Annotated in this window: 13 protein-coding genes; 8 read left to right on the forward strand and 5 right to left on the reverse strand. The window is 57.1% G+C overall.

All coding sequences use genetic code 11. The annotated features are described in order from the left end of the window. Positions 1 to 34: 34 nt before the first annotated feature. From fdxA to CDUR_RS04760, 3 genes are all read left to right on the forward strand, one after another. Positions 35 to 358, forward strand: coding sequence for a ferredoxin (gene fdxA / locus CDUR_RS04750; RefSeq protein WP_006061841.1), 324 nt, complete (start codon positions 35 to 37; stop codon positions 356 to 358). After that, positions 358 to 1488: a succinyldiaminopimelate transaminase gene (dapC, locus tag CDUR_RS04755; protein WP_179417337.1), complete on the forward strand. Its 1131-nt coding sequence runs from the start codon at positions 358 to 360 to the stop codon at positions 1486 to 1488. Before fdxA ends, dapC begins: the two co-directional genes overlap by 1 nt. Before the next feature lie 125 nt (positions 1489 to 1613). Next, positions 1614 to 2150, forward strand: coding sequence for a GtrA family protein (locus CDUR_RS04760; protein ID WP_006061843.1), 537 nt, complete (start codon positions 1614 to 1616; stop codon positions 2148 to 2150). A 10-nt stretch (positions 2151 to 2160) separates the two neighbouring features. On the opposite strand, the gene dapD is transcribed toward CDUR_RS04760, so the two are convergent. The 3 genes from dapD to CDUR_RS04775 all read right to left on the reverse strand — a co-directional run bounded on the left by dapD (position 2161) and on the right by CDUR_RS04775 (position 5713). Further along, entirely contained in the window at positions 2161 to 3135 is a 975-nt protein-coding gene (gene dapD, locus CDUR_RS04765) for a 2,3,4,5-tetrahydropyridine-2,6-dicarboxylate N-succinyltransferase (RefSeq protein WP_179417338.1), read from the reverse strand. Between the two features lie 5 nt (positions 3136 to 3140). Further along, positions 3141 to 4517, reverse strand: coding sequence for an amino acid permease (locus CDUR_RS04770; protein WP_179417339.1), 1377 nt, complete (start codon positions 4515 to 4517; stop codon positions 3141 to 3143). A 104-nt stretch (positions 4518 to 4621) separates the two neighbouring features. After that, positions 4622 to 5713, reverse strand: coding sequence for a 2,3,4,5-tetrahydropyridine-2,6-dicarboxylate N-succinyltransferase (locus CDUR_RS04775; protein ID WP_233452906.1), 1092 nt, complete (start codon positions 5711 to 5713; stop codon positions 4622 to 4624). Between the two features lie 82 nt (positions 5714 to 5795). Between CDUR_RS04775 and dapE the strand changes: the two genes are divergently transcribed. The 5 genes from dapE (at position 5796) to CDUR_RS04800 (ending at position 9179) form a co-directional block, all read left to right on the forward strand. Then, complete coding sequence (gene dapE, locus CDUR_RS04780) at positions 5796 to 6923, forward strand: succinyl-diaminopimelate desuccinylase (RefSeq protein WP_273114759.1); 1128 nt, start codon at positions 5796 to 5798, stop codon at positions 6921 to 6923. A 19-nt stretch (positions 6924 to 6942) separates the two neighbouring features. Next, a complete protein-coding gene (locus tag CDUR_RS04785; protein WP_179417342.1) occupies positions 6943 to 7704 on the forward strand; it encodes an LOG family protein in 762 nt (253 codons plus the stop codon). Then, positions 7705 to 8007, forward strand: a complete 303-nt coding sequence (locus CDUR_RS04790; protein WP_006061849.1) for a DivIVA domain-containing protein — start codon at positions 7705 to 7707, stop codon at positions 8005 to 8007. It begins immediately after the preceding gene. Between the two features lie 41 nt (positions 8008 to 8048). Then, positions 8049 to 8216, forward strand: coding sequence for a DUF3117 domain-containing protein (locus CDUR_RS04795; protein ID WP_081598599.1), 168 nt, complete (start codon positions 8049 to 8051; stop codon positions 8214 to 8216). A gap of 90 nt (positions 8217 to 8306) precedes the next feature. Further along, on the forward strand, positions 8307 to 9179 hold the full coding sequence (locus CDUR_RS04800; RefSeq protein WP_179417343.1) for a methyltransferase domain-containing protein: 873 nt from the start codon (positions 8307 to 8309) through the stop codon (positions 9177 to 9179). Here CDUR_RS04800 and CDUR_RS04805 read toward each other — a convergent pair. Together CDUR_RS04805 and CDUR_RS04810 are read right to left on the reverse strand one after the other, a co-directional pair. Next, on the reverse strand, positions 9176 to 10579 hold the full coding sequence (locus tag CDUR_RS04805; RefSeq protein ID WP_179417344.1) for a GH32 C-terminal domain-containing protein: 1404 nt from the start codon (positions 10577 to 10579) through the stop codon (positions 9176 to 9178). The two genes, CDUR_RS04800 and CDUR_RS04805, sit on opposite strands and share 4 nt — an antisense overlap. A 154-nt stretch (positions 10580 to 10733) precedes the next feature. Then, positions 10734 to 12743, reverse strand: coding sequence for a sucrose-specific PTS transporter subunit IIBC (locus tag CDUR_RS04810; RefSeq protein WP_179417345.1), 2010 nt, complete (start codon positions 12741 to 12743; stop codon positions 10734 to 10736). Positions 12744 to 12809 lie beyond the last annotated feature (66 nt).

Consider the following 12809-nt stretch of genomic DNA (forward strand, 5'->3'; position numbering starts at 1 on the left):
CTTGAGACTCTCTTCCTGGAGACTAAAAACTGAAATGACTTACGTAATCGCACAGCCCTGCGTTGACGTTATGGACCGAGCCTGCGTTGAAGAATGCCCCGTGGACTGCATCTACGAAGGCAAACGCTCCCTCTACATTCACCCTGATGAGTGTGTGGACTGTGGAGCCTGCGAGCCGGTGTGCCCAACCGAAGCCATCTTCTATGAAGACGACGTGCCGGACGAATGGGTTGATTACCTTGACGCCAACGCTGCCTTCTTTGACGACCTCGGCTCACCTGGTGGTGCCGCAAAAACCGGCCCCCAAGATTTCGACCCGCCGCTCGTTGCAGAGCTGCCCCCACAAGTGGAGGACTAATGACACCCCCGGCACGCACGCCGCTTGGCGCCCACCTTCCAGACTTTCCCTGGGATACTCTCGCTGAGGCCAAAGCCACCGCCGAACAACACCCCGACGGCATCGTCAACCTTTCGGTTGGCACCCCTGTCGACGAGGTGGCCCCGAGTATCCAACAGGCGCTCGCCGACGCGGCGGCGGAGCCGGGCTATCCCCAAACTGTGGGAACCCCTGAGCTTCGACGTGCCATCGTGGAATGGCTGGAGCGTCGATACGCGGTGACCGGGCTGGACGAGAGCAATGTGCTTCCCGTTATTGGCACCAAAGAAGCCATCGCACTCATGCCTACCCACCTCGGCGTGGGGCCAGGGCACACTGTGGTCATCCCCGAAGTTGCCTACCCTACGTACGAAGTTGCGGCATTGGTGTCAGGTGCGCGCCCGCAGCGTGCCGACTCTCTGATGCAACTCGGACCCGCGTCGCCGACCTTCATGTTCATCAACACCCCCTCCAACCCCACGGGAAAAATCCTGGGGCTCGGGCACCTGCGTAAAGTTGTTGACTGGGCGCACCAACGCGGCACCATCGTCGCCTCCGACGAATGCTACATCGGCCTGGGCTGGGAAGGGGAACCCCTCTCCATCCTCAACCCCGACGTAAACGACGGAAACATCACCGGTCTGCTGGCCATCCACTCTCTTTCCAAATCCTCCAACCTGGCGTCTTACCGCGCCGGTTTCATCGCAGGTGATGCCGCACTCATCGCCGAACTTCTTGAAGTCCGCAGGCACAACGGACTCATGGTGCCCCGACCCATCCAAGCAGCGATGATCGCCGCGCTTAACGACGACACACAGGAAGCCATCCAACGCACCCGCTATGCCGCACGACGCGCCAAACTCAAAGCGGCACTTGAAAGCGCTGGATTTACCATCGACAACTCCGAAGCCGGGCTGTACCTGTGGGCAACCCTCGGCGAACCTGCCCGCGACACCGTGGACCGTCTGGCGCGGCTCGGTATTCTTGTCGCACCTGGTGATTTTTATGGTCCACGTGGAAGTTCGCACATACGCATGGCACTGACAGGAACTGACGAGCGTATTGACGCCGCCGTGACCCGGCTGGCCACATTCGATCATTCCCGCAGCTAGCACGTGTGCGTATCAGTGTGAGATGTCATGCAGATGACCTGATACGAGACGCGTGAGGGTAAGATTAAGTTTTCTATTAATTGTTCATGATGGACCATCGGTAGTGGAAAGCCTGGGAGTGACGCGTGGAAAAATACCGCAATAGCATCAGACAATTCCTCAAATTTGGGATTGTCGGTGGCTCAGGCACCATCGTGAACCTCGTGATCACTGTCCTGGCCAAGAAAATTAGCTGGTGGACTGCTCAGATCAGCGAGCATGACGTGGCCATGAACCTGTTTGGTTCCCAGTTCAACATCCGGTGGTTCAATATTTTCGCCATCATTGCATTCCTGGTGGCCAACCTCTGGAACTTTCAGATCAACCGTATGTGGACGTTCAAAGCCCACGGTGGTGGCAGCTGGTTCAAGGAGTTTTTCTCATTTCTCCTCGCCGGAATCGGTGCACTATGCGTGACCCAGATTATGCTCGTTTTGCTGATGAACCCCACTTCGCCGTTGGCGCTTCCCTCCGGTATTTTTGATGATTCGACAGGGTTCCGCACTAAGTTTTACTGGGCTAGCGCGTTGTCCATCATCGTCGCCATGCCTGTGAATTTTATTATCAACAAGCTATGGACGTTCCGTGGCCATAAGGTCGTGGCCACGGAAGACCCCTCCTAATGGATGCCCTTTAGTTTGCGTGCAAGTCCGCGTTCAATTCCACGGCCTCAGACTTCCACGGCACCGCTTCCACCGTCCCGGTGAGAGAGTTCCTGCGGAACAACACATTGGAGGCACCAGACAGATCTAGCGCTTTCACTGCAGCACCGTCATCCACTCCAAGTGCTGCGGCAACAGAACCGACGGCTGTCACTTTGGTCCCTGCGGTGACGTACAGCCCTGCCTCAACAACACAGTCGTTTCCTAGGGAGATGCCCAGACCAGCGTTCGCACCAAGAAGGCAGCGTTCCCCAATAGAGATAACCTGCTTTCCACCGCCCGATAGGGTGCCCATGATGGACGCACCACCGCCAATATCGGAACCTTCGCCCACCACGACGCCGCCGGAAATACGGCCCTCCACCATGGAATGGCCCAGGGTGCCAGCGTTGAAGTTCACAAAACCCTCATGCATCACGGTTGTGCCTTCGGCAAGGTGGGCGCCCAGACGCACGCGGTCCGCATCACCAATGCGGACACCTGACGGCACTACATAGTCCACCATGCGTGGGAATTTGTCGATCGAATAGACAGTCACTGGTCCGCGCCTGGACAGCCGTGCCCTCGTGTGCTCGAAGTTCTGCACAGGGCAGGGGCCGAAGTTCGTCCATACCACGTTGGCGAGCAGCCCGAATACCCCATCCAGGTTCAACCCATGTGGCTGAACCGCACGGTGGGAGAGGAGGTGAAGCCGCAGGTAAGCATCGTGGGCGTCAATCGGGGCGTCGTCAAGTGAGGAAATCTCGGTGCGGATTGACTTTCGGGTGGTGCCGCGGTCCTCGTCTTCGCCGATGAGGGCGATAAGTTCGCCAGGAGTGTCATAGAGCGTGAGGTGGGTGGTGCCGGCGGTGGCATTATCAACAAATCTGAAGGAGGGGAACCAGCAATCTAGGACGGTTCCGTTCGCGTCATAAGTGGCCAGGCCAGTGGCAAGTACAGCAGTCATGGATTCTAAGCTACCTTACGTGGAATGAAGGAAAGGGCAACGAGGAAGGCGAAGACAATCGCAACGGAGGTCACCTGGCTGCGGGAACCCGCGTCGGACAGCATGAGCGCAATAAGCGCCAGAATGCTGATGATGGTCAGCCACGGCAACCACGGGTAGCCCCACATGCGAACCGACACGTTTCCTTCTTGCTCCAGTTCAGGGTGCAGTTTCAGGTAACTGAAACAGATCATCAACCACACCACCACCAAGCAGCCGCCCACCGCGTTGAGGAGGAAGTTCAGCAATCCCGGCGGGTTCCAGTACTGCAACCCCACAGAGACAAACGCAAAGAACATGGACAACAGCACGGCGTTGATCGGCACGCCCTGGGAGTTCGTGGTGGCAAACAGTCGTGGAGCATCCCCTCGTTGCGACAATGAGCGGCACAGTCGGGAAGTCGCGTAAATCTGCGCGTTAAATGCAGAGAGCAACGCCAGCACAATCACCGCTTCCATGAACCCCACAATTGCGGGCACATCCGCCATGCGCAAGATAATGGTGAATGGTGATTCTGCAGCAGACTCGGCACCATTGATCTGGTCGTAGGGAAGCAGGAAGCAAATCACAAGCACTGATCCCAAATAGAACAGCGAAATCCGCCAAATTACCGAGCGTACAGCAACGGCAATGGATGATGTTGGATTTTCAGATTCCGCGGCAGCAATAGTGATAATCTCGATTCCGCCAAAGGCGAATGCCACTGCTAGCAAACCAGCGGCAACACCAGGAATGCCATTGGGCATGAAGCCAGACTTGCCGATGAAATTATCAAGCCCTACGGCTGAATGCCCAGGAAGCAGTCCAAAAATAAGTAATACGCCCACAACCAGGAAAAATATAATCACGGCGACTTTGACAAAAGCGAACCAGAATTCAAACTCTCCGAAGCCGCCAACCTGAGCCAGATTGATCACTGCGAAAAGTACCACGCACACCAATGCCGGGATCCATGCCGGTATCCCAAACCAATGACCCATCAGTTCCGCAGCGCCGGTCATTTCCGCCCCCATCACCATGACCAGCAAAAACCAATACAACCATCCAGTGGAAAAACCAGCCCATCGACCGAACGCCATCTCACCATAGGTGGAGAATGACCCCGATGCCGGACGTGCTGCAGCCATTTCACCCAGCATTCGCATCACGCATACAACAATCGCCCCAGCGATTATGTAGGCCAGCAATACAGCCGGGCCTGCTGCTTTAATGCCAACACCAGTGCCCAGGAACAGGCCCGCGCCAATGGCCGACCCCAATCCCATCATGGTGAGATGCCGGGTTTTCAGGCCGGAACCTAACTGATTGTCGCCTGACTTTTCGGATGAATTCACGGAACTCATGCAAGCAGTCTATAGCCCATGCCACAAGAACACAGCAAAAAGGCCCAGAAACTGTAAGAGCGTTCTGGGCCGGTATACATACACGCCAGCAATCAGTATGCAGGCTAGCGCCTGGTGCGTTTTGTGGTCTTTCTTGCGCGTGTTTTCTTTGTACGGGGTTCCTTGGCTTCTGTGGTTGTAGGCTCAGCCTTCGCGCGGCGGCTACTGCGGCTGCCCTGGTTGCTTTGTCCGCTGCTACCTGTGCTGGTGGTATCGGCAACTTTGCGCGCTACCGGTTCCACGTTTCCTGGCTCATGGACGATGGACCAACCATCTTCACCAGCGATGGTGCTGGCGGGGGCGAGGCGGTCGTCGTCAGCAAAATACAGTGTTGTGTCGGGTTCGATGAGTAGATTCGGTCCGAGAAGGCAGTTGTCTCCGAGGGACAATTCCATGAGCGTTGAATTTACCCCCAAAACGGTGGACGCACCCACGTGTAGTGCTGGGCGGTCGCCGTTGGACAGTGCATTGGACACTACGGATGAGTCGTGCTGCAAAACGGCGCCTTCCCCGACCGTGACGCCCGAGTACAAGCATCCTTCCACGGTCGCGGGCCCCAGCGTGCCCGCGTTGAAGGAGACAAAACCTTCCCGCAGCACCTCTGTCCCCGAAGCAAGATAGGCTCCCAAGCGCACACGCTCAGCCTCCGCGATGCGAACACCCGTGGGAACCACATAATCCACCATGCGCGGCAGGTGGTCGATGCTATACACGTGTATCAGACCCCGAGACCGCAGCGAAGTGCGCACAAACTCAAAATTATCTGGCAGGCATGGCCCTTTGTTGGTCCACACCACGGTGGTGAGCTTCTGATACACCCCCTCCATGTTCAGCTCGTGCGGGCGTACCAGCCTGTGCGAAAGCAAGTGAAGCCGTAGATAAACATCATGCGCGTCAATGGGGGGCTGGGATAAATCGGCAATGGTGGTGCGTACGGCAACCTGCTCAACCATGCGGTCCTCATCAAGCCGCACCAAGGACAGCATGCGAGGAGATAAGTCGTGTGCTCCTAGCCGAACTGTGCCTGGTTCCCCGATGTCCCGCCACTGGTGCGCATCGTCTGTGGATAGTTCTGGATGTGGATACCAAGTATCAAGGACAGTCCCATCCATCGCGATGTTGGCGATACCAATTGCGCTGACTCCCGTGGTGTTCATGTCTCCCATGTTAGTTCCGCAAGGTGCTAAAAAATAAGTTCGGGTGTGCACATAAAAAGGTCTCCCCAGTAGTGTAGAGGTGGTGAACGACACTCATCTGGACCTAACCGGAGACCCTGTTTCCTTAACTGCAGCTCTTGTGGATATTCCGAGCCCTTCCCATCATGAGCGTGCCATTGCTGATGTGATTGAACAGGCGCTCACTGACCAAGCTGCCAGTGCAAGAGCAGGGGGTCCAGCTGCGGTTGAGGTTTTACGATTCCGCAACAATGTTTTGGCGCGAACCCGCCGGAATCTGCCGAGTCGCGTCATCCTCGCGGGTCATATTGACACCGTGCCGATCGCTGATAACGTGCCGGGGCACCGGGGCGTCGATACGCACGGTAAGGACACTCTGTTTGGGTGCGGGACGGTGGACATGAAGGGTGGCGACGCCGTGTTCCTTCATGCCTTCGCCGAGCTTGCGGCCTCACCGGACCTCACACGCGATATGACACTCATTTGCTATGAGGGTGAGGAAGTGGCCAGTGAGTTCAACGGCCTAGGCCATATCCACGCGGAACACCCCGACTGGTTGCGCGGCGACGTCGCTATCCTCGGCGAGCCGTCTGGTGCCGTCATTGAGGCCGGGTGCCAGGGAAGCATTCGCTTGCGCGTCACCGCCGCCGGGGTGCGGGCTCACAGCGCGCGTTCTTGGATGGGTGTCAACGCGATGCATCTGCTCGCTCCGGTGATCACGCGGATCGCTGACTATCAGCCCCGAACCGTGGACATTGATGGGTGTGAGTACCGCGAGGGACTCAACATTGTGCACTGCGAAGCCGGGGTAGCCACCAACACTATTCCCGACGAGGCATGGATGTTCGTGAACTTCCGCTTTGCACCCGACCGCAGCGTTGACGATGCTCTCACGTACATGCTGGATGTTCTTGCACTCCCGCAGGGTGTCACGTACACGGTTGACGACGCCGTGCCGGGAGCGCTTCCCGGTTTGTCCCAGCCAGCTGCATCGGAACTGGTGGCTGCCACTGGTGGGAATTTCCGCGCAAAATACGGCTGGACTGATGTGGCCAGGTTCTCCGAATTGGGCATACCAGCGGTCAATTTCGGCCCCGGCGACCCGGCGTATGCCCATAAGCGGGACGAACAGTGCCCTGTAGAGATGATTAGGTCCGTCTCTGAGACTGTAAAGAAATACTTGACTAGCTAACTAATAAAGGACTGCAGCGATGCCTCCCAGCAAAACCCCCTCCGAATTGAAGCAACGTCTGATGCGCGGCCCTGTGCTTGTGAGAAACAAAAACGACGAGGCGGGAACGACCTCGGATCAACGGCTGCTTGACCACAGTAATAACCTCGAATGGCTGCATACAGATCCGTGGCGGGTGTTACGTATCCAAAGTGAATTTGTCGACGGATTTGGTGCTTTGGCGGAGATGCCCTCGGCAGTAACTGTGTTTGGTTCCGCGCGCATAAAGCCTGACCATCGTTACTATGAAATGGGGTTGGAACTGGGCCGACAACTAGTAGAAGCGGGCTATGCAGTGATCACCGGCGGTGGTCCAGGGTTGATGGAGGCCCCGAACCGTGGTGCCTACGATGCTGACGGCTTGTCGGTTGGGTTGGGGATTGAACTTCCACATGAACAGCACCTGAATGATTGGGTGGACTTGGGCATGAACTTCCGATATTTCTTCGTGCGGAAAACAATGTTTTTGAAATACTCGCAGGCATTTGTGTGTCTACCCGGTGGTTTCGGGACATTAGATGAACTATTTGAAGCCCTTTGTATGGTGCAAACCGGAAAAATAACCAACTATCCTATTGTGTTGATTGGTACACAATTCTGGTCGGGTCTTGTTGATTGGATCAAAGAAAAACTCGTTGCGGAATCGATGGTGGCAGCATCGGATGTGGACCTTTTTATGGTGACCGACAGCGTTGACGAAGCTGTTGCACACATTGTGGCTGCACACGCCAACATGGGGTAGATGATGTTTACCTGGATCTTCTACGTCCTTGTCCTGAGCGCGCTAATTGTGCTGTTCAGCGTCATGTTCGGACACTTTTTCGGTGGCGATAATCTCATTCCGGCGGAAGCCGATGCTGGAATGGAGTCCGCCGCACGCATTGATGCTAACGCTGCGGCGGTGAGCGACAATCGTTTCGACAACATTTCTTTTGATGTTGTGCTTCGTGGGTATCGCCAGGATCAAGTTGATGCCGTTATTGAGAACATGCGACAACGAATTATTGCCCTGGAAAACCTTACAGGAACGAAAGAAAAGGGCTAGGCTGGATGGTGAAATCCCCCACGTCTAAGGAGCAGGGACAAGTGGCAGCAATGAAGCCCCGGACTGGCAGCGGTCCGATGGAAGCAGTGGAAGAAAGTCGAAAGATCGTGATGCGCATTCCCAGCGACGGCGGCGGTCGCCTGGTTATTGAACTCAACAAGGAAGAGGCGGCTGAGCTGGGGGCACTACTCACCAACGTGTCGGGGTAAGCGCGGGGCGTTCTACCCCTCGCGGTAATATGAATACCCTGCCAGTACGCAGGGCAGCAATGCAGCGATATCGAGGAGAACACACCTGTTGTGCTCAAAGACATTATTGACCTTTTAGCAGACCCTGTTGACGGAACCGACCTCCACGGTGCCGATGAGTTTACTCGTCTGGTTTCTGACTCGGGGCATAGTTACGACGTTGCTCGTCAGGGCTACGTCACCCTAGCCGGAGGTGCTGGTCTGCGCTACAGCGGTGACGATGCGACAATGATCAAGGATCGCGAGACCTTTCTGTCTCGCGGGCATTACGCGCCCTTTGTGGAGTCGGTGACGCACAACGTGGACCTCGCGCTTGATGATGCCGGGGTGGATGACGATGCCGCTGTGTCCATCTGCGAAATTGGCGCTGGCACCGGCTACTACTTGTCCCACACCCTTGACGCTATTCAGGGTGCCAGGGGCGTGGGGATTGACGTGTCAGTTCACGCCGCAAAGCATTTGGCTAAATGCCATCCCCGGGTTGGTGCGGTGGTGGCTGATGCCTGGGCACGGTTGCCGTTGCGTGACGACTCCATTGATGCCATCACCGTGATTTTTGCGCCCCGTAATGCTGCGGAGTTCGCGCGAGTGCTTAAAGCTGGTGGTCAGGTGATTGTGTTGACCGCTGATACTGGGCACCTCGCGGAGCTTCGGGAGCCCCTGGGCATCATTGATGTAGAAAAGGGCAAGGTGGAGCGCATGATCGAGCAGGCATCGGGGCATCTTCGCCCCGTGACTGAGCCTCAACTTGTGGAGTTTTCCATGACACTTGATCAGCCGTCCATTGCCGCGCAGATTGGCATGAGTCCGTCTGCTCGGCATATCCACCCGGATCTTTTGGCGCAACGCATTGCCGCGTTACCCATGCATATGACCGTGACGGCGCGAGCAAAGGTCACACGCCTCGCCCGGATTGAGGATTAGACGTCCTCACCGGCGACTTCAAAATACCTGAGTATCGACGCCCCGCCTTCCGCAGTGACATCGAACCCGCCGCAGATTCCCTCGAAATACACGCGGGAGGCCATGGCAATCACACCGCCGTCGGCAAATACTTCGACGGTGGATCCGTCAACAATGATGGTAAGGGAGTCGGTGTCGGCGGAAATGAGGTAGGCTTCTGCCGGGGAATCCCCCGCATGCAGGGGATTCATGGACCGGTCTAGTTGCAGGTGATGCCCGCTGTGGGTGATGGTTGCGGCGATACGTCCTGTGGCATTATCCAGAAGTGTGACGGTGACGCTGCCCTCCTGGGCGTCGATAAGTCCGCTCCACATGCGTGCATGTGCTGTGTGTGGGATTGCAGAAGTAAGCCCGGGGGTGGGGGTTTGAAATAGCAGGCCACCTTGGAGCGTGGTGAGACGGGGGAGCGACAGGCAGTTTGCCCAGCCCTCGGCGCGTAGGCTTTCGTGCGTGGCCGGGTTGTCAAGTCTGCCGACGCCGTTCATTAACCCGAAAATCAAGGCGGCATCATAGCGTTCGTTATTGCCGTAGGTCACGCCGCGTACCGTGTTGGTGTTGCGCGGGCGGGTGAAGTCATGGCCAAAGTCCATTTGCGTGAAGGGGGTTTTCACCCAAAAGTCACAACCACGGAGGGTGCCTACCAGGTAGCCGGAAAGATCTACACCATCTGCTTCAACAGTGACGATGAGGACGTCGTAGACGTGGCTGTCCACTTCGTCGCGGAGTCGGATAATCCTGGGGCTGACGAGGATCGGGTGATGCGCCAGACCGGAATCACCATGAAAAGCCAGGGGCCCGTCTAGCGTCCAGGATTGTTGGTCGTGCGATGACAACATCACCAATTCCGGGGCGGACATCGGCCCTGCGACGGCTAGCATGAGCCATCCACCGTGCCCCTCAGAACGGTCATCCTCATCGGCCCAACCTGGTACGACACAGGGAGAGCGAAAATCCTGGAGTTTATCGATCCCCAGCACAGGGGCGTCGACGACGCTTCCTTCGCGACGCACGTCTGATTGGGGCCCGGAAAGGTTGGTCAGGAGGGCGCGGTGAATACTCGGTCCCTCGTCCGTGACAGAGGTGAAAAACAATTCGGCCTCGTCGCCGCATCGTGGGGCGACAACAGACCCTGCCCGCACCTGAACCTCTGGGGCTTCGGCACTGAGTACGTCGTCGCGGTGCACCCAGTTGAACGGAGTGTCAGCTGACACCACATGGCCCCAGTTGTTTTTCTTCACGTCGGGCTGGGACCTGTACTGGTGAAACACATGCCACTGCTCGCCGGTAAATAATGCTCCTGCCGGGGCTTCGAGAACGCCGTGCTGTGCCGTGATATGCAGTTCGGGTCTGTGTGACGACATAAGTGTGGGCCTCAAGTTCAGTGCGCGTTAAAACGATGGACGTGGGGATAAAACCGAGGATAGCTACGTTCAGTGCGCCCCGCATTTGATGTACAGTAGCACCCCGCCGCGAGAAGCTACGACGGGGTGCTGACGTGATGGGGCTCAAGGATTGCTACGCTTTCGCGGAGACAATCGCGGCGTCGTCACCTGCGGTAATGCTGTGTGGTGCGGAGATGCTGTCAGTCAGCCGTACGCCGCCGAGTTTTTTGAAGTTCGCTACAACAACCGGTGTGGTCGTGTCGTAACCTGCGGCTTTGATAGCGTCAATGTCGAACTCACCGAGCACGTCGCCGCGCTTGACGGTGTCACCCTTGCTGACCTTCGGTGTGAAGCCTTCGCCCTTCATGTTGACCGTATCAAAGCCAACATGCATGAGGATTTCCACACCTTCCGCCGTGGTTATAGCGAATGCATGTCCAGTGGGGAATGCCACCTTGATGGTGCCGTCGGCTGGGGCGCGGAGTACACCCTCGCTGGGGACCACAGCAAAACCAGGACCCAGCTTTCCCTGGGCAAACATCTGATCGGACACTGTGCTCAGCTCCACCAGTTCACCAGTGAGCGGGGAAGCGAAGGTGAGCAGGTCAGCGCCAACAGCGGTGGCCACTGCGGTTGCCGTTCCTGCGCTAGCAGTCGCTGCCGGAGTTGCATCATTGGCTGCGGCAGCCGCCTGAGTGCCCACGGCCTTTTCCATTTCTGCTTCACCCGCGACCTGGCGACGCAGGTACATAGCGTAGGCATAGGAGCATGCGAAGGAAATAATGAACGCGGTGACTAGGCTGACAAAGAACATCGGCCAGTCGGTTGTCCTGATGGAGACAAAGCCGATAAAACCAGCGGCACCAAGAGACACGGCCTTCACGTTGAACAGGGCGATCATGGCGCCACCAATGGCTGCGGTGCCCATGCCGATGTAGAACGGCCAGCGTAGGCGTAGGTTCACACCGAAGATGGCCGGTTCGGTGATGCCGAAGCAGGCGGATACACCGGAGGCAGAAGCCAGAGCCCGAAGCTTCTCGTCACGAGTAGTGATTGCCACAGCCAAGGTGGCGGCACCCTGTGCGACGTTGGCTACGGATGCCGTGGCAAAGATGAAGGAGCCGCCAGTGGCAAAGAGCTGCAGCTCAACCGGCGGGAAGGACTGGTGAAGGCCAGTGATCACGATGGGGGAGTAGACCAAGCCGAAGAGGAAACCGCCAACGGGACCAGCGAAGTCGTAGATGTTCTGCAGGCCGCTCGCAATGGCATCGCCCAGCCAGCGCATGGCGGGACCCACGGCGATGAAGGTGAGGAAACCAGTGATCAGCAGTGTCAGCACAGGGGTGACTAGGAAGTCTACGGTGCCTTTGAGGTGCTTGTGGAAGAATTTTTCCACCATGCTCAAAATCCACGCGACCAGCAGGATCGGCAGCACGGTGCCCTGGTAACCAGCCTGGGCGACGTCGAAGCCGAACAGATCCCAGTAGGTCATGCCGCCTTTTTGGATGGTCTCTGCAACTTTGTAGCCATTGACTAGGTCTGGCATGACCATCGCCATGGCGATGCCGGCACCGAGGTATTCGTTACCGCCGAATCGCTTTGTCGCGGTAAAGCCCACCAGAATGGGCAAGAAAGCAAAGGGCGCAGAGGCCAGCAGATTGATCATCTGGGCCATGCCCTCAATTGCCGGGAATTGTACGACCAGCGAACGTGTGCCCTCACCAAAGAGGTTTTTCGAGGTCAACACGTTATTGAGCGCCATAAGCAAACCGCCGCCCACCAGGATGGGGATCAGCGGTACGAAAATATCGGCCAGTACCTTAATAGCACGGGTCAGGGCGTTGCCCTGCGCCTCGGCGGCTACCGACTTGAGCTCTTCGGTGGACACTTGGCGGTCGCCGGTGATTTTAGTGAACTCGTCGTAGACAATATCGACGTCACCAGGGCCGACGATGATTTGGAACATCCCGCCGGCCTCAAATGTTCCCTTGAGATCGGGGTCGTCATCAAGGGCTTGCTGGTTGATTTTCTCTTTGTCGTTGAGAACAAGCCGCATTCTTGTCGCACAGTGCGCGGCTGCCTTGATATTAGATTCCCCACCTAGTGCTTCGAGCATTCGGCGGGCTACTGCGGCATGATCCACAGCGACCTCCTTGAGGTATACCGGTTTGATACTAATCGGAAGTCCTCAAGCCCAACCAACATAAAC

It is taken from the genome of Corynebacterium durum, from assembly GCF_030408675.1.
Classification (GTDB): domain Bacteria; phylum Actinomycetota; class Actinomycetes; order Mycobacteriales; family Mycobacteriaceae; genus Corynebacterium; species Corynebacterium durum.